This is a genomic window from Mycolicibacterium madagascariense (assembly GCF_010729665.1).
GTDB classification, from domain to species: Bacteria; Actinomycetota; Actinomycetes; order Mycobacteriales; family Mycobacteriaceae; genus Mycobacterium; species Mycobacterium madagascariense.
This window is the reverse complement of record NZ_AP022610.1, coordinates 525,054-540,965: the sequence shown is the minus strand read 5'-3', so window position 1 is coordinate 540,965 and position 15,912 is coordinate 525,054. Positions and strand designations below refer to the sequence as shown.

The 15,912-nt window shown below is 69.9% G+C and carries 15 protein-coding genes; 4 read left to right on the top strand and 11 right to left on the bottom strand.

What is annotated here, in order from left to right; translation table 11 throughout:
* Window position 1 precedes the first annotated feature (1 nt).
* Window positions 2-1,225, top strand: coding sequence for an alpha/beta hydrolase (locus tag G6N60_RS02495; protein ID WP_163743328.1), 1,224 nt, complete (start codon window positions 2-4; stop codon window positions 1,223-1,225).
* Here G6N60_RS02495 and G6N60_RS02490 read toward each other — a convergent pair.
* From G6N60_RS02490 to G6N60_RS02470, 5 genes are all read right to left on the bottom strand, one after another.
* Window positions 1,222-2,643 (bottom strand): glycoside hydrolase family 183 protein, encoded by a 1,422-nt coding sequence (locus G6N60_RS02490; RefSeq protein ID WP_246240234.1) that lies wholly within the window; start codon window positions 2,641-2,643, stop codon window positions 1,222-1,224. The two genes, G6N60_RS02495 and G6N60_RS02490, sit on opposite strands and share 4 nt — an antisense overlap.
* Before the next feature lie 195 nt (window positions 2,644-2,838).
* Complete coding sequence (locus G6N60_RS02485) at window positions 2,839-4,254, bottom strand: WS/DGAT/MGAT family O-acyltransferase (protein WP_163732100.1); 1,416 nt, start codon at window positions 4,252-4,254, stop codon at window positions 2,839-2,841.
* 4 nt (window positions 4,255-4,258) lie between these two features.
* Window positions 4,259-5,482, bottom strand: coding sequence for an alpha/beta hydrolase (locus tag G6N60_RS02480; protein WP_163732097.1), 1,224 nt, complete (start codon window positions 5,480-5,482; stop codon window positions 4,259-4,261).
* Window positions 5,483-5,542: 60 nt separating this feature from the next.
* Entirely contained in the window at window positions 5,543-7,045 is a 1,503-nt protein-coding gene (locus G6N60_RS02475; protein ID WP_163732094.1) for an amino acid permease, read from the bottom strand.
* Complete coding sequence (locus tag G6N60_RS02470) at window positions 7,042-7,275, bottom strand: hypothetical protein (RefSeq protein WP_163732092.1); 234 nt, start codon at window positions 7,273-7,275, stop codon at window positions 7,042-7,044. The genes G6N60_RS02475 and G6N60_RS02470 overlap by 4 nt, the downstream gene beginning before the upstream one ends.
* Before the next feature lie 238 nt (window positions 7,276-7,513).
* Between G6N60_RS02470 and G6N60_RS02465 the strand changes: the two genes are divergently transcribed.
* The gene (locus G6N60_RS02465) at window positions 7,514-8,830 is read left to right on the top strand and encodes a septum formation family protein (RefSeq protein ID WP_163732090.1); all 1,317 of its coding nucleotides are present in this window, start codon (window positions 7,514-7,516) and stop codon (window positions 8,828-8,830) included.
* Here the strand turns inward: G6N60_RS02465 and G6N60_RS02460 are convergent, their stop codons facing one another.
* The 6 genes from G6N60_RS02460 to G6N60_RS02435 all read right to left on the bottom strand — a co-directional run bounded on the left by G6N60_RS02460 (window position 8,831) and on the right by G6N60_RS02435 (window position 14,571).
* The gene (locus tag G6N60_RS02460) at window positions 8,831-9,628 is read right to left on the bottom strand and encodes an ABC transporter permease (RefSeq protein ID WP_163732087.1); all 798 of its coding nucleotides are present in this window, start codon (window positions 9,626-9,628) and stop codon (window positions 8,831-8,833) included. It abuts the gene before it with no gap.
* Entirely contained in the window at window positions 9,603-10,511 is a 909-nt protein-coding gene (locus G6N60_RS02455) for a 2-aminoethylphosphonate ABC transporter permease subunit (RefSeq protein ID WP_372510953.1), read from the bottom strand. Before G6N60_RS02455 ends, G6N60_RS02460 begins: the two co-directional genes overlap by 26 nt.
* On the bottom strand, window positions 10,508-11,674 hold the full coding sequence (locus G6N60_RS02450; protein WP_246240231.1) for an ABC transporter ATP-binding protein: 1,167 nt from the start codon (window positions 11,672-11,674) through the stop codon (window positions 10,508-10,510). The genes G6N60_RS02455 and G6N60_RS02450 overlap by 4 nt, the downstream gene beginning before the upstream one ends.
* A gap of 2 nt (window positions 11,675-11,676) precedes the next feature.
* Complete coding sequence (locus tag G6N60_RS02445) at window positions 11,677-12,723, bottom strand: 2-aminoethylphosphonate ABC transporter substrate-binding protein (protein ID WP_163732078.1); 1,047 nt, start codon at window positions 12,721-12,723, stop codon at window positions 11,677-11,679.
* A gap of 4 nt (window positions 12,724-12,727) precedes the next feature.
* A complete protein-coding gene (locus tag G6N60_RS02440; protein ID WP_246240228.1) occupies window positions 12,728-13,387 on the bottom strand; it encodes a phosphonatase-like hydrolase in 660 nt (219 codons plus the stop codon).
* 68 nt (window positions 13,388-13,455) lie between these two features.
* Window positions 13,456-14,571, bottom strand: a complete 1,116-nt coding sequence (locus G6N60_RS02435; protein ID WP_163732072.1) for a TIGR03364 family FAD-dependent oxidoreductase — start codon at window positions 14,569-14,571, stop codon at window positions 13,456-13,458.
* Between the two features lie 110 nt (window positions 14,572-14,681).
* Here G6N60_RS02435 and G6N60_RS02430 point away from each other — a divergent pair, with 110 nt between their 5' ends.
* Both G6N60_RS02430 and G6N60_RS02425 read left to right on the top strand, forming a co-directional pair.
* Entirely contained in the window at window positions 14,682-15,212 is a 531-nt protein-coding gene (locus tag G6N60_RS02430) for an HD domain-containing protein (protein ID WP_163732069.1), read from the top strand.
* Entirely contained in the window at window positions 15,206-15,904 is a 699-nt protein-coding gene (locus G6N60_RS02425) for a GntR family transcriptional regulator (protein WP_163743324.1), read from the top strand. The genes G6N60_RS02430 and G6N60_RS02425 overlap by 7 nt, the downstream gene beginning before the upstream one ends.
* Window positions 15,905-15,912 lie beyond the last annotated feature (8 nt).

Sequence of the window (15,912 nt, the reverse complement as noted above, 5' to 3'; positions counted from 1 at the left end):
CCTGAGCCACCGTAGGCGCTACCCGGTCGTCCGTGCGATCGCGGAGCTCGCGAACGCCGCCAACGCCGTACGTCCCCTGGGCCGCGAGGGTTACGTGACGATCCCGGTGTTCTTCCTCGGTTGGCCGACGGGTGAGGCCGCCCTGGTGGTCGCCGGGGCCTCGATGATCGACGCGGCCCGGCGCGGTCTGCGCGGGGACTTCACCGGCCGTCGCGGCCGAATTGCCTTGGCGCTCACGGCGACTGCGTGGGCGACGCTGGCCTTCGTGTACGTTCGCGGCGCGCGGTCTCAGGACAGCTTCGAGGGCCCGCTGCGCGACACCCTCGGCGACGACTACGCCGCCGTCGCCGCCCAGGAGCGCAGGCGCCGGCCGCACGGTGTGCTCAGGACGTCGTGGACCCGGCGCCGGTACGTGCCCAGGAGCAACGTGATCCGGTACGGGCCGCACCGCCAGAACGTGGCCGACGTGTGGCGCCGGTCCGATCTCCCCCGCGATGGGCGCGCCCCGGTCCTGCTCCAGGTCCCCGGTGGCGCCTGGGCGATCGGCATGCGCCGACCGCAGGCCTATCCGATGATGGCCGAACTGGCCGAACGGGGATGGATCTGCGTGTCGATGGCCTACCGGGTCAGTCCGCGCAACACCTGGCCCGCCCACATCGTCGACGTGAAGCGCGCGCTGGCGTGGGTCAAGGAGAACATCGCCGACTACGGCGGTGACCCCGACTTCGTGGCGATCTCCGGCGGCTCCGCGGGTGGGCATCTCACGGCGCTCGCGGCGTTGACGCCCAATGATCCGCAGTGGCAACCGGGTTTCACCGACGCGGACACCTCCGTCGTGGCCGCGGTGCCGATCTACGGCCGCTACGACTGGTTCACCGGGGAGGGCTCGGGCCGACCCGAGTTCCTCGGCATCCTGCAGCGCTACATCGTCAAGAAGCGCTTCGCCGACCACCGCGACGTGTACCTCGACGCGTCACCGATCACCCGGGTGCACCCGGACGCGCCGCCGTTCTTCGTGTTGCACGGCACCGACGACTCCATCATCCCGGTCCAGGAGGGTCGCGAGTTCGTCGAGGCGCTCACGACGACGTCGACGAATCCCGTTGTCTACGCCGAGATTCCGCACGCCCAACATGCCTTCGACTTCTTCGGCTCGCCACACGGACACTTCACCGCGACCGCCGTCGCCCACTTCCTGGACTGGGTGAAGGCCACCCGCGGCTAGGCCAGATGGGTGTGCATCAGCATCACGTTGTACGCCGACCACAGCGACAGGTTGTAGTACAGCTCCTTGCCCGTCGACCAGGGATGCAGGAACGGAGCGTAGATGCCACCGGGGATCTCGGAGTGGCTCACCACCAATTGCTCTGGGCCCCAAGGTCCCTGCGGGGTCGGCGCCGTCCGCAGCACGACGTCGTTGGAACCGCCGTTGCAGTAGAGCGCCAGATACTGCTTGAGGTAGGTGTTGTACTGCACCGACAGCTCACCCATCGGACCGGGGATCACCGGCGTCGCGGCACCGGGATCGCCTGGCACCCAAGCCTGTTGGTCGTTGTTCCAGTACTCGTACTTCGTGAGGTCCGGGATCAGCGCCGGCGACACGCGGGCCACGTAGGCCGAACCGCCGCGACCGTTGGGCGTACCGAACGAATAGAGGTACGGGTCGCCGGGGCCCGGCTTGAGGAACGCGCCCATCTGGAAGTTCTCGTTGCCGCCACCCGGCGCGCGGATCGTCCCCGGGTAGACGCCCCAGGTCTCGCCGTTGTCGGGCGACATGGCGATCGCCGAGAAGTTCGTCGTCCAGGCGCCGTTGCTGTCCCAGCTCCTGATCGACATGAAGTTCAGGAACTGCTTGCCGCCCACTGCGACGCCCGCGGTCGGGATGATGCCGGTCTCCTGCGGCGCCTGGTTGATGGTGTTGATGATCTGCTTGGAGATCCCCGGACGCCACACCGGCGAACCGGAGTACGCGTTGGACGGCACGCCGTTGGGCACCGCGACGGTCTTGGCCAGCGACCGGTCCGAGCTACGGAACAGCGCGTTGTAGCGCCACTGCTTTCCGGGGATTTGGCAGTAGCCATTGGTGTCGCCGAAGGCCATCAGCACCTGGTCGTTCGAGGCGTCGCCGTTGTCCCACATGATGCCGAGGTCGGTGCCGGTGATCGCGAATCGCTGGATGGTCTGGTTGGGGCTGTCCGGCCCGGTCACCCAGCCGACGATCGACGTCCCGGCCGGTGCGGCCGGGATGGGCGCAGCCGCGGGCACGGGCGCAGGCTTCGGCACGGCCGATGGTTGCTGGGGCGTCGCGCCCCCCGGCGTGGGCGACGGCACCACGGCGGCCTGTTGCTGGATCGGCATCGCCGGCGGGGTCAGCGCCTTGATGATGGCGGGCAACAACCCCGGCTTCGGTGTCGGCGCGGCGTCGTTCGCGCCGTTGGGCCGGTGCCCGATCGGACGGTTCAGCGGTGAGATCCCCGACGGGCTGGGAATCTCGAAGGCCTGGGTGGGCAGCGGCTGGGCGGCCGCGGCGGCGCCCTCGCACGGTTCGGCGTTTGCCGGGGCGGCGACGACGGTGGCAAAGCCGAGACCGATCGCGACCGCGAGGGCCATCGAGGCCGATGCATGACGGGGTCGCGGCGACATGTCACACCTTTCACGGAGGACGTCGCGGAGACGTCGACGACTAGCAGCTGTGACGATAGTGACCAGTGGGGTGAATGGGACCGCCGAGTTATCGCTTGGTACCCATCCGTGACCGTGTCGCAACGTCGAGGCGACGCGCCCCGCGGTAGCCAGCGGACGGGCCGTCGACCCGGTTCGTCAAATCTGGCAAACCAGCTACGGCGCCATGACCGCGTCGACGACCGTCAGCTCCTCCGACTGGCCCGCCGCCCGCCGGATGTCGACGAACGCCTCGACCATGGCGGCGGTCAGCTCGTGCGCGTCGGCCAGCGTCGCGCCGTCCGAGAGCACCGACACGTTGAGCTGGTCGACGTAGCTCCACACCGTGATGTTCAGGCCGCTGCCCGTCGTCAGTGGCCCGACCGAGTAGATCTCGGTGACCAGCGCGCCGCCGACCCGACCGTGCTCACGCGGACCGGGCACGTTGGAGATCGGCAGGTTCAGGACCTTGTTCTGGCCGTCCTTGTTGGCCAGCCAGCGGAACATGGCCTCGGCGGGAGCCGGCGGGAAGTAGGCCGACCACCGGCTCACCAGCTCCGGACCCATCAGGTGGTTGGTCTCCTTGGCCGCCACCGCGGCGTCGTGCACGGCCCGCACCCGCTCGATCGGATCGGCCAGCTCCACGGGCAGCGTCATCATGACGCCGGTGAAGTAGTTGCCGGAGATGCGATCCCTCGAGAAGTCGAAACTGACTGGGACGGAAGCCAATAGGGGATGATCGGCGTGCCCGTCGTACTTCTGCAGCAGGGTGCGCAGGGCACCCGCGGAGATGGCCAGCACCATGTCGTTGATGGTGACTCCCAGGTGCTTGCCGGTCTCCTTGACGTCGGCGAGCGCCAGCGAGGCGGTGGCGAACCTGCGGGTGCCGTCGACCATGTGGTTCATGAAGGTGGGCGGCGGCGTGAACGGACGGGTCAGTTCCGGCCCGAGGTCGTACTTGCTCCTGCGCACCCGGCCCAGGCCCTCGGCGGTGTAGCGCACGACCCCCGGCAGCCGGGCGATCTGGCGCAGGTGGTCACCGAACGCGGAGCGCACCAGCTCGGCCTTCGTCGGCGCCGGGTCGGTGGCGTAGGAGTCCCGGTCGTCGGGCGCCGTCTGCAGGTCCATTCCCCGTGCCATCAGGTTGGCCGACGCCACCCCGTCGGCCAGTGCGTGGTGAATCTTGCCGAGTACGGCGATTTTTCCGTCGGCGAGACCCTCGATGAAGTACATCTCCCACAGCGGTCTACTGCGGTCCAGGGGGGTGCTGGCGATCCTGCCCACCGCGTCGTCGAGCTCGCGGCGGCCACCGGGAGCGTCGATCCGGTACGGCCGGATGTGGTAGTCGAGGTCGACCTCGCAGTTCTCCCGCCACATCGGGTGGTGGAACTTGAACGGGATGTCGATCAACTCGTAGCGGAACGGGTCCAGCTTGTGCAGCCTGCCGTGGATGACCTTGCGGAAGTCCTCGACGCCGAAGGTGCGGTCACCGAGCGCGTCGAGGGCGATGACCGCCAGCTTCAGCGTGTGCATGTGCACGGTCGGCGTCTCGCTGTACAGCAGTACCGCGTCCCACCCGCTGAGCCTCTTCACGCGGTTATATAACCGCTCTTGCCCCGACCGTCGTCTGGTTTCGGCGAACATCGTTGAGGAACAGACCGATCGCCGTGGCCGTCGTCCCGGTGCGGGCGCCGTCGGTCATGTCGAAACCGTGTCCGGCGCCGGGCAATTCGACGTATCCGACGACGGCGCGGGACACGTTGCGCAGCGTCGTGACGAAGTCGCGCGCCTGCTGCACCGGGATGACGGTGTCGCCGCTGCCGTGGATGACGAGGAACGGCGGGGCGTCGGCATGCGCGCGGGCGATCGGCGACGCCTTGCGGAAGATCTCGGGGTGCCGGTCGATCGAGCGCTTCACCACCACGCGTTCCAGGAAGTCGACGAAGCGGACGCGCTCGACGGAGGAGCGGTCCTCCCAGTCATAGCGCCCGTAGATGCCGACGACGGCGTCGACCGAGGTGTCCGAACCCTCGGGCAGATCGCGCTGCAGCTCGGGGTCGTTGGGCGTCAGGCCGGCCAGCGCGGCCAGGTGCCCGCCCGCCGACGTGCCCGCCACCGTCACGAAGTTGCGGTCCCCGCCGAACTTGTCGACGTTGGCCCGCGCCCACGCGATGGCGGTCTTGACGTCGGTGAGGTGCTGGGGCCACGGATGATGGGGCGCGACGCGGTAGTCGATCGACAGGCACACCCACCCCATCTCGGCGAGGTGCGACATCAGCGCGTACCCCTGCAGGATGCGGCCGCCGTGCACCCACGCGCCGCCCGGCAGGAAGATCATCACCGGGGCGGGCTGCTCCGGGAGCTCCTTGGCGCGCCACACGTCGAGCAGCTGGGAGGGGTCGTCGCCGTAGCGCACCGAGGACCGGTAGACGTGGCGGCGGTGCTCGAGTGCCTTCCACACCGGAGGGGTGCGTTCGGGGCGCGGCCAAGTGATCGCGAGGTCGGCGGCCGGCACCACACCGCGCAACGCGGCCTCGGTGACGGCACTCGTCGAATCGCGCTGCTGCTTCTTGAGCTCACCCGCGCCGGGCGCGAACCACGACTTGACCGCGCTGCCGACGAAGTCGGGCGTGTGCCGAACCCCCCAGATGCTCATCGCGGTGGCCCCGCCGAGCGGCTCGAGATGCCTGCCGATCACCGGTAGCGACGTCGCCGCCACGCTGGCGGCCAGCAGGTAGTCCGCCGGCCCGGCCTTCATCAGCCAGCGAGCGCGGGTGGTCCAGGTGGGTCCGGGGTACCGGGTGTCCGGTCGAGCCGTCATCCCGGGAGGTTACCCCGGTTGCCTCGGCGTACACGACAACATCGAGAAGTTGTTCATTCGCTATTGCTTCGGCTCCCGGGGTTCGCGGGCCGGCCGGTTCGCGACCACCGGGAACTGGCCGGTGTAGCCCTCGCGCTCCCGTGCTACCGCCAGCACCCGCGAGCGGACCGCGTACCACCCCGCGATCAGCGCCGGGATGATCAGGATCAGCGACGCGACCGTCCAGGTGCCGATCGGCGGGTCGCACGCCATCAGCACCAGGACGCCGAACAGGAACGCCAGCGTGACGTATCCCGTCCACGGCGTCCCCCACAGCCGGAACGACGGGCGTTCGAGGATGCCCTTCTTCGACCACCGGTAGAGCTGGATCTGGCAGATCACGATGGTGCCCCACGACGCGATGATGCCCAGTGCCGCGACGTTCAGCACGATCTCGAACGCCTGCGCCGGCACGACGCCGTTGAGCAGCACGCCGAAGAGGCCGATGACCGCCGTCAGACAGATGCCGCCGTAGGGCACGCCGCGCTTGTTCATCAGCGACGTGAACTTGGGCGCGCTGCCGTTCATCGCCATCGAGCGCAGGATGCGGCCCGTCGAGTACAGACCGGCGTTCAGGCTGGAGAACGCCGCCGTCAGCACCACGATGTTCATGATCGTGCCCGCGCCGTCCACGCCGATCTTGGAGAAGAACGTGACGAACGGGCTCTCACCGGACTTGTAGGAGGTGTAGGGCAGCAGCAGGCCGAGCAGGAACACCGATCCCACGTAGAACAGCGCGATCCGGGCGATGACGGAGTTGATCGCCCGCGGCATGATCTTGGCGGGGTTCGCCGTCTCTCCGGCCGCGGTGCCGACGAGTTCGACTGCAGCGTAAGCGAATACGACACCCGAGGTGACGATGACCACCGGGAACAGCCCCGTCGGGAGCAGCCCGCCGTGGTCGGTGATGACGCTGAAGCCCGTCGACTGTCCCTGGATCTTGTAGCGGCCGGCCAGGAAGATCGTCCCCGCGACGAGGAACGTCACCAGCGCGACGACCTTGATCAGCGCGGCCCAGAACTCCAACTCGCCGAACACCTTCACCGAGATCATGTTCATCGCCAGCACGATGGCCAGCGCGGCCAGCGCGATCGTCCACTGCGGGATGGGCGCGAACGCCTTCCAGAAGTGGAAGTAGGTCGCGATCGCCGTCGAGTCGACGATGGCCGTCATGGCCCAGTTCAGGAAGTACATCCAGCCGGCGACGAAAGCGGCCTTCTCGCCGAGGAATTCGCGCGCGTACGACACGAACGAACCCGACGAGGGCCGGTGCAGCACCAGTTCGCCGAGCGCGCGCAGGATGAGGAACACGAAGACGCCGCAGAAGGCGTACACCAGGAACAGCGCGGGTCCGGCGCTGGCGAGACGGCCACCCGCGCCGAGGAACAGCCCCGTGCCGATCGCGCCGCCGATCGCGATCATCTGCAGCTGACGCGGTTTGAGGCCCTTCTCGTAACCCGCGTCCTCGGTGGTGAACGCCGAGTTGTCGTACTCGTCCTGCTTGGGTTCCGGCGTCGCGGTCATCGGGTGGCGCCGTTCGACGGTCCGACGACGGGCGGCGGCTTGGTGGTGTCGTTGATGTCGTGGAACGTGAAGGCGAAGCCGAACACGGCCACGACGGCGGCGATCGCGTATCCGAGGATCGACCACCACCCGGCGTGCAGCGACGCGGTGATCGCCACGATGGCCATCGCCAGGAACACCATGGTCATCCCGATCAGGGGAATCTTCGCCGTCAGATCTATTCGTGCCATGAGACCTATCCTCGCGTGATCGATGGGCCGAAGCCGCTCGGCGAACGAGACTTCGATTCGAAGGATCAGTAGATACCTCGTTCCCCGGGAATACACAGGATCGCCGTCATCTCACAGGGAAAAGAGACACGAAATGACGTTGATGCTGGTCACGGTACGGCCGCAGACGTGGCACCGCCTCGGGCCCTGTGCCAAGCTCTATTTTCGTGGCTAGCACATTCGGCGGGACCGTCGACAGGTGACCGGGCCACCGACGCCGAAGAACAGCGGCGGCGCCGACCTCGCGTCCGTTCTGGCCGCGCTCGACGAGGACCGGCGCGCCGCGGAGGGCGCCGCCGACCGTCTCGCCGCACGGGCCCACAAACGCGGATTCCTCACCCTGGTCATGGTGTTCCTGCTCGTTGGCGGCGTCATCGAACTGCTCACCGCGACGCCGGAGACCCGTGTGCCGACCGCCGTCGGCAGCCGCGCGAGCGTCGTGTTCAGCAATGCGGGCACCGGCACCTGCCTGAGCTGGCCTCCCGACGAGCCCGACAAACCGTCGTTCGTGCAGTGCCGCTCGGACCACATGTTCGAGGTCGCCAAACCCGTCGGCATGAACAACTTCGGCGACCCGTGCCAGCTCGCCGTGCGCGAGTATCTGGGCCCGCACTACGACCCCAACAGCCGCTTCACCATCAGCGTGCTGTGGGCGGGCGACGAGCCGCAGGCGAACTCCGGTGCGCGGAACCTGCTGTGCGGGTTGCAGCTGCTGGGCCCCGGCGGCAAGCCGGTCTTGTTCCGGGGCCGCATCGCCGACCTCGACCAGTCGAAGGTGTGGCCCGCGGGCACGTGCCTCGGCATCGACGGGGCAAATCACTCGACCGATCTGCCGGTGGACTGCGCGACGCCGCACGCCCTCGAGGTCACCGGCGCCGTCAGCCTCGCCGAGCGCTTCCCCGGCGGTGTGCCGTCGGACGCCGACCAGCGCACGTTCATCAACGACGCCTGCACCCGGGTCGCCGACGGGTACCTGGCCCCGAACACGTTGGCGCGGGCCGGACTCGGCCTCGGTTACGAGACGGTGTCACCGGCCAGCTGGGCCGCGGGCAGCAAACAGGTGTCCTGCAACGTCGGCAGGCCGGCCCCGCAGGGCTGGATCCCGGTGACCGGAAGCGTCCGCACGCAGTCACCCGCCGATCTGCCTCCCCCTCCCGCACCGGCGGCGCCGCCGCCCCCGCCCAGCCCGCAGGCGCCGCCCCCGCCACCGGTGTACGAGGAGCCGTTGATCCCCATCGGTCCGCTGCCCTCCGAGCCGCCCCCGCCGACCGTTCCGTCGACGACGGCGGCCGCCCCGACGACGACCACCGCTGCCCCGTCGACGACTACTGCTGCCCCGACGACGACCGCTTCCCCGACGACGACGTCGCAGCCGCTGGGGCCGCCACCGGGCCCGGCGACCACGCCGAGTGAGACGACCAGCGAGGGTCCGCCCCCCGGCGTCATCGACGTGCCGGGATTCGGACCGATCACCCTGCCGGGGTTCGCGCCGCCGGAGCCCGCACCCGCGGGATGACTAGCGCAGCGCGGCCCTGCCGCGGATGCGGCCCAGGCCCAGCAGCGCCACCAGGGTGACGAGGAGCAGCACCGTCGTGCAGGCCGCGGCCTGCAGCGCCTGGCCACGATCGGTGAGGGCGAAGATGCTGACGGGCAACGTCTTCCAGGTCGCCGGGTACACCATCACCGTGGCGCCGAGTTCGCCCATCGACAGCGCCACGGCCAGCCCGGCCGCGGCCCCGAGTGCGGGCAGCAGCAGCGGCAGCGTGACCCGCGTCAACACCCGAAGTGAGCCGGCGCCAAGGGATTCCGCGGCCTGGCGGTAGGCGGGGTCGAGCCGGTCGAGCGCCGCCGACACCGCGCTGAAGGCGAACGCCAACACCAGCACCGCATGCGCGAGGATCACGATCCACCGCGTGCCCCCCAGGAGCAGCGGCTGAGCGTTGAACGCGATCAGCAGCCCCAGTCCGATCGCCACCGACGGCACCGCGATGGGCAGGTGGAACACCGCGTCGGTCAGGCGGTGCAACCAGCGCGGCGCCTCGCGTGCCGCGATCGCGGCCCAGGTGCCGAGCACGAGCGCCAGCCCACCCGCGACGACCGCCGTCTGCAGACTCACCGACAGACTGGCCAGGTTCTCCCCGGACACGGCCTGCGCGACGCGCCCGAATCCCAGGCCCGACGGCAGCGCCCGCGTCCACGACCCCGCCAGGCCGGCCAGGACGACCGTGGCGAGCGGCGCGACGAACACGACAAGCACCACGGCGCCAAACAGGCCGAGCAGGACGGCTCTACTTCGCCTGGTCCACAACAACATTCGCGGCATCCCCTTCCCGACGGGCCGTCACGCGCGCGAAGGCCACCCGGTACACGGCGTACAGCGCCAGCGACAGCGCGATCTGCACGGTCGCGATCACGGCCGCACCGGGCAGGTCGAACGTCACGATGCCGCGCGTGTAGATCAGCACCGGCAGCGTCGTGACGCCCTTGGCCCCGGTGAACAGCACGATGCCGAACTCGTTGAGCGTCAACAGCAGCACCAGGCTGCCGCCCGCCATCAGTGCCGGCCACGCCTCGGGCATGACGACCGAGCGCAGCACGCGCAGCGGTGAGGCCCCCAGACTGGCTGCGACGTCCAGCTGCGCCCGCGGCAGGACCGAGAACGACGCCAGCAGCGGCCGCACGACGAACGGCGTGAAGAACGTGATCTCGGCGGCGATGACCCCGACGGGGGTGTAGAGCAGGTCGAGCACCGACGCACCCCCGCCCACGACACCGGCCAACGCCGCGTTGACCGCGCCCGCCGTGCCGTAGAGGAAGGTGAACGCCAGCGTCACGAGGAAGGACGGCAGCGCCAGCACGGTGTCGATGAGACGGCCGACGACGCCGCTGCCGGGGAACGGTACGAAGGCCAGGACGATCGCGAGGAACGTTCCGAGCACCAGGCAACCGGCGGTCGACGTCGCCGCGATCGCGACGGTCCGCCACAGCGCGCCGCGGAACGCCTCCGACGCGAGCACCGACGCCCAGGTACTCTGCCCCCCAACGCCTTTCGTCGACTCCAGGCACACCCGGAGCAGCGGGTAGACCGCGACGACCACCACGACGAGCACCGGCGGCACGGCCCACCAGCCGGCCGCCGAGCGCGGTACGCCCGGTCGTTCGGGCGCCTCCGTCGTCGGTTCGGCCAGGACCGTCACGACGGCGCCTGGACGAGCACGCCCGCGGGTTCGGGAAACCGCAGCCCGATCTCGCTGCCGGTGGCGAACGCGACCGCACCGGGCACGTCGACGTCGATCAGCTGATCGGGCAGCCCGTGCACCGAGAGCACCAGCCGCGTGTGCGCACCGCGCCATACCGCGGCCGTGACGTTGGCGCGCAGGGCATCTCGATCACCCAGACCGACGACCCTGATGGCATGCGGGCGGATGCACAGCAGCGCCTTGGAGCCCGGCGCCCAGTCCGTGCGGCCGACCGCGGGCTGCGGCGCCTCGGCGCTGACGGTCTTGTGCGCGACGCCGACGAGTGCTGCGGTCCCGATCACGCGGCCGACCGTGCAGGGAATCAGGTTGGCGCCGCCGAGGAATGCGGCCGTGAAGCTCGTCGGCGGACGCTTCCAGAGGTTCTCGGCGGTGTCGACGTCCATCAGCCGGGCGTCGTTCATGACGACGATGCGGTCGGCCAGCGCCAGAGCCTCGCTCTGATCGTGCGTCACGTACAGCATCGCGGTGTCCGGCAGGGCCTCCTTCAACCGTTGCAGCTCCGTCAGCATGGACTGCCGCAGTTGAGCGTCGAGCGCGGCCAGCGGCTCGTCGAGCAGCAGTACCCGCGGACGGATGGCCAGCGCCCTCGCGATGGCGATGCGCTGCTGCTGACCGCCGGAAAGCTCACGGGGCAAACGCTTTCCGTACGCCGACATGCCGACCATGTCCAGCGCCTCCCCGACGCGGGTGGCGAGCTCGCGCCGGGGCACCCGGGCCGACTTGAGTCCGAAGGCGACGTTGTCGGCCACCCGCATGTGCGGAAAGAGGGCATAGGACTGCAGCACCACCCCGATGCCCCGCTTGGCGGGCGGCAGGTCGGTGACGTCGCGGCCCGCGAGGCGCACCGCTCCCGTCGTCGGTCGGACGAAGCCGGCCAGCGCGTTGAGTGCGGTCGACTTGCCGGAACCGCTGGGACCCAGCAGCGCGACCGTCTCCCCCACTGCCACGCGGAGATTGAAGTCGATCAGCGCCCTGGTCGCCTTCTGGCCGCGGCCGTAGGACACCCCGACGCGGTCGAAGGTGATGGCCGGAACGGCGTCGTCGACGGCCGTCTCGCGGCCGGGGGCGACACCCGTGCGCGGGGCTCCGATGTCCGTCATCGTCAGCTACCGGTGGCCTTCTGATAGGCGGCGACGTCGGCGTCGAGGTCGGCCAGCACGGCCGTCCAGTCCGGCACCCACACGTCGACCCCCCGCAACACGGCCGCAGGGGTGTTGGGCGCCGCACTCTGCTCCGTCGATGCGGCGAGTGACTGCAGGACCGGAATGCCAAGGGCGTCAGGGGAAACCGTCTTCTGGACGTCCTGCGACACCAGGAACGCGAGCAGCTTCTTCGCGCCGTCGGCATGCGGGGCGCCCTTCGTGACGCCGCCGACGTACGGCAGCGACACCGTGGTCTTCGTGCCGTCGGCCGCCGCGGGGATGAAGAGGGTGAACTTCGAACCGTCGTCCTTGATCGACGCGAGATTCATCTGCACGTCTCCGTTGGCGACCAGCAGCTCGCCGTTGCTCACCTTGGGCTGCAGCTTGCCGGTGGACGAGGACGGCCCGACGTTGTTCGCCTGCAGTTTGCCCAGATAGTCCAGTGCGCCCGGCTTGCCCATGAGGTGCTGCAGCAGGACGAGCACCGCCGTGCCGTCACCGGCCTGGCCCGGCGTCGAATATTGCAGCTTGCCCCGGTATGCCGGTGACAGCAGGTCGTTCCAGGTGACCGGCGGCGGGTTGGCGCCGGGGTTGACGATGAAGCTGAGCGCGTTGTCGACGATCGGGACGTAGTTGCCACCGGGCCCGACCTGGGTGGCGGCGATGCCCGCGGTGTCGACGCCGCTCGGCTGCAGCAGGCCCGACTGGTCGGCCTTCTGAATGAACGGCGGCAGCGTCACCAGCAGGTCGGCCTGCGGGTTGGACTGCTCCTTCTCCACGCGCGAGACCACCTCGCCGGACCCGGCTTCCACGAGGTTCACGTTCATTCCCGTGCTCTTGGTGAAGGCGTCGAACTGGGGCTTGTACCAGGTGGCCAGCCCGTCGGCGCTGTAGACCGTCACGGTGGCGCCGCCGCCGGAGCCAGAGGACCCGGTGCCGCCGCACGCGCTGAGCGTGACGGCGAGGACGGCGGCCGACAGCGCAGCCAGGATCGAGCGAGGTGTCATGGCGTCAGTCCTTGGGTCGGTGGTCGAGGATGAGGTCGGCGAACTCGGTGACGTTCTTCACCACGTGGGTGGCTCCGGCGTCGAGCAGTCGGGTCTCGTCGTGCGCGCCGGTGAGAGTGCCTGCGGCGACGGCACATCCGGCCCGCAGCGCACTGTCGACGTCATTGCTGGTGTCACCGAGCGCGGCGACGTTGCCGACGCCGTCGGCACCCAGTCGCATCAGCGCGGTGAGGATCAAATCCGGGTAGGGCCTGCCCCGCACGCCGTCACCGGGCGCGAGCACCAGGTCGGCGATCGACTGCCAGCCGAGGGCGGCGAGCAGCTTGGCCTGCGTCCGACCGCTGAACCCCGTGGTGAGTGCGACCTTGATGCCCGCGTCGCGCAGCCGCGCGATGGCGTCGGCGGCGCCGTCGATGGGCGCGGCCTCGCCCGCGTCGATCGCCGACTCGTAGGCGCTCTCGAACGCCGCGTTCGCGCGGTGCGCGCGTTCCTCGGTGCCGAACAGCGCGCGGAACACGACGATCTTGGACTGTCCCATGGTGTCGAGGACGTACTGGCGGGCGTGGTCGCGTTCGGGGCCGTCCGCAGGCAGCCCGGCCGCCGTCGCGGCCGCCTCGAACGAGGCGATGACGAGTCCGTCGTCGGCGACGGTCGTGCCGGCCATGTCGAGGACTGCTAGTTGAATAGTGCTGTGCGGCAGGGTCTTATCCCTCATAGGTTGAGCCTTCTCCTTCATAGGTTGATCAGATCGGCGGTCTGCTCGGCGATCGCCGGACCCAGCGTCATGCCGCGTCCGCCGGGCCCGGTGATGACCATGACGCCGTCGGACGCCTCGGTCCTCGACACCAGCTGCGCAGGATCCACGCACTGGCTGTAGACGCCGGCCCAGCGGCGGCGCACGGCGGGCAGCGGCCGACCGAGGAACTCCTCGACCAGGGCCACCAGGTAGTCATACGGCGCGCTGTCGAGGTCGAAGGCGAACGGCTCGTCGTACTCGTGGGTGTCGCCGATGGTGAGGCCCCCGTGCAGCCGCTGTACGCACAGCAGCTGCATCCGCCCCGCGGCGGCGACCGGATCCTGCGGCTCGTCGTCCCGCAGCGCATCGAGCGCGCTGCCCGCGAAGCCCGGGTAGTAGCGGAAGCTGTCGCCGTCGGCGATGGCCGTGGTGAGCGGCTCGTCGAGCGGATCGGTCTGCATCATCTGCAGGCGGACCCGACGCACCGGCAGCTCGCCGGCGATCTCCCTGGTCAGACCGCCGTGCGCGGCGCCGGGGCACACCAGCACCAGGTCGCCGTCGTGGCGTCCGCCGCGGTCGTCGCGCACCGCCGTACCGTCGACCGACCGCGCCTCGGTGCCGGGCAGGAACTCATAGCGGCCGGTGGCCTCGAGGTGCGCTCGGATCGCGGGCATGGCCTGCCGGGACTCCACTGCGCCGTCGCGCGAACAGTGCAGTCCCGCAAGGTACTTGCCGCGCAGTGCGGGGTTCAGCGCACGGATGCGATCCGGGTCGACGACCTCGAACCCACGGGCTTCGGCGTCGGCCCGCGCGGCGACCTGCTCGGCCACGGCGATCTCGCGTGGCGTGCGCAGCAGCGTCAGCGAGCCGGCGGGGCGAAACCCGACCCCGGGGATGCGGGCGCCGATCTGCTCCCACAGTTCGCGCGACCGCAGCGCCGCGGCGAGTTCGTGCTCGGCCCGCCCGGACACCCAGACCAGCCCGAAGTTGCGGACGGTGGCCCCGCGGGCCTCGAGCTCGCGCTCGAGGTGGGTGACCCGATGACCGCGCTGGACGGCCTCGAGGGCGTGGGCCGTCCCGAGGATGCCACCGCCGATGATCGTCACGCGCATGTTCAGTGACCTTTCAGACTCCAGAAGACGGCCGGCAGGCGCTGCGATGATGGCCGCCCCAACAGCAGGTTAAGAATTGGTATAGACCAATTGAGGGTAAGCTAGCTCCGATGAATGCGCTCGCTGAAACCGCAGAACTGCTGTCGTCGCTTCGTGGCGTATGGGACGAGGAGGCCGTCGACGAACTCGATCACGCCCTCCAGTCGGCCGCCCGCGCCATCGACGACGGCGCCGACGACGAACTCGTCCTGGCCGCCGCCCTGCACGACATCGCCCACAGCCCGGCCTTCGACGCGACGGCGGCACAGCGCCACGACGAGACGGCCCGCGACTGGCTGACGCCGCGGTTCGGTGAGCGCGTCGGCTGGTTGGCCGGGCAACACGTCGCCGCCAAGCGCTACCTCGTCGCCACCGACCCGGGTTACGGGGCGGGCCTCAGCCCGACGTCGGTGCAGTCGCTTCTGGCCCAGGGCGGTGCGGGCGTCGACGACGAACTCCTCGACCATCCGTGGTGGCCCGACGCCGTCCGCCTGCGGCGCTACGACGACGCCGCCAAGGACCCCGACGCCCGCGCCACCGGCCGGGCTGCGACGATCGAGGACGTGCTGACCATCGCCGAACGCGTGCTCCGACGATCGTGAGCAAGCCGTACGCCATTCGCACCGCGCTCGAGGAAATCCTCGACGGGCTCGTCGAGGGCGACCCCTTCCCGCCGGAGCGAGAGTTGGCCCAGCGCTTCGGCGTCGCCCGTGAGACGCTGCGCCAAGCCGTGCACGAACTGCTGGTCGAGGGCCGCATCGAGCGGCGCGGACGCGGCACCGTCGTCGCCAAACCCAAACTGGTACAACCACTCTCGCTGAAGTCCTATACCGAGGGCGCGTTGCGGATGGGGCGCAAGCCGGGACGTCTGCTCGTCACGTGGGAAGACGTCGAGGCCACCCCGGAGTTGACCGCCGCACTCGACGTCCCCGACGGCGATCCCGTCATGCACCTCGAACGCGTGCTGCTCGCCGACGGGCAGCGCATCGGGCTGGAGAGCACCTACCTCCCGCGGCACCGCTTCGGTGACTTCACCGAGACGTTCGATCCGACGACGTCGCTCTACGCTGCGATCCGGGCGACGGGGGTCCGGTTCGGGTCGGCCGTCGAGCGCGTCGAGACCGTGCTGGCCGCACCGCGGGAGGCCGCGCTGCTGGAGTCCACGACCGCGATGCCGATGCTGCGGCTGCACCGGCGTTCGCTCGACGTCGACGACCGGCCCATCGAGGTGGTCCGCTCGCTGTACCGCGGCGACCGGGTCGCCTTCGAGGCACTGCTCAACGACCGGGATTAGGGTCGGGT

Bases quoted from the DNA above. Each gene is read 5' to 3' on its own strand.
- G6N60_RS02440 (WP_246240228.1), bottom strand. From the start codon at position 13,387: ATGGCCGGCACGACCGTCGCCGACGACGGACTCGTCATCGCCTCGTTC.
- G6N60_RS02475 (WP_163732094.1), bottom strand. From the start codon at position 7,045: ATGACCGCGACGCCGGAACCCAAGCAGGACGAGTACGACAACTCGGCG.
- G6N60_RS02430 (WP_163732069.1), top strand. From the start codon at position 14,682: ATGAATGCGCTCGCTGAAACCGCAGAACTGCTGTCGTCGCTTCGTGGC.
- G6N60_RS02445 (WP_163732078.1), bottom strand. From the start codon at position 12,723: ATGACACCTCGCTCGATCCTGGCTGCGCTGTCGGCCGCCGTCCTCGCC.
- G6N60_RS02435 (WP_163732072.1), bottom strand. From the start codon at position 14,571: ATGCGCGTGACGATCATCGGCGGTGGCATCCTCGGGACGGCCCACGCC.
- G6N60_RS02470 (WP_163732092.1), bottom strand. From the start codon at position 7,275: ATGGCACGAATAGATCTGACGGCGAAGATTCCCCTGATCGGGATGACC.
- G6N60_RS02450 (WP_246240231.1), bottom strand. From the start codon at position 11,674: ATGACGGACATCGGAGCCCCGCGCACGGGTGTCGCCCCCGGCCGCGAG.
- G6N60_RS02490 (WP_246240234.1), bottom strand. From the start codon at position 2,643: ATGTCGCCGCGACCCCGTCATGCATCGGCCTCGATGGCCCTCGCGGTC.
- G6N60_RS02460 (WP_163732087.1), bottom strand. From the start codon at position 9,628: ATGTTGTTGTGGACCAGGCGAAGTAGAGCCGTCCTGCTCGGCCTGTTT.
- G6N60_RS02480 (WP_163732097.1), bottom strand. From the start codon at position 5,482: ATGACGGCTCGACCGGACACCCGGTACCCCGGACCCACCTGGACCACC.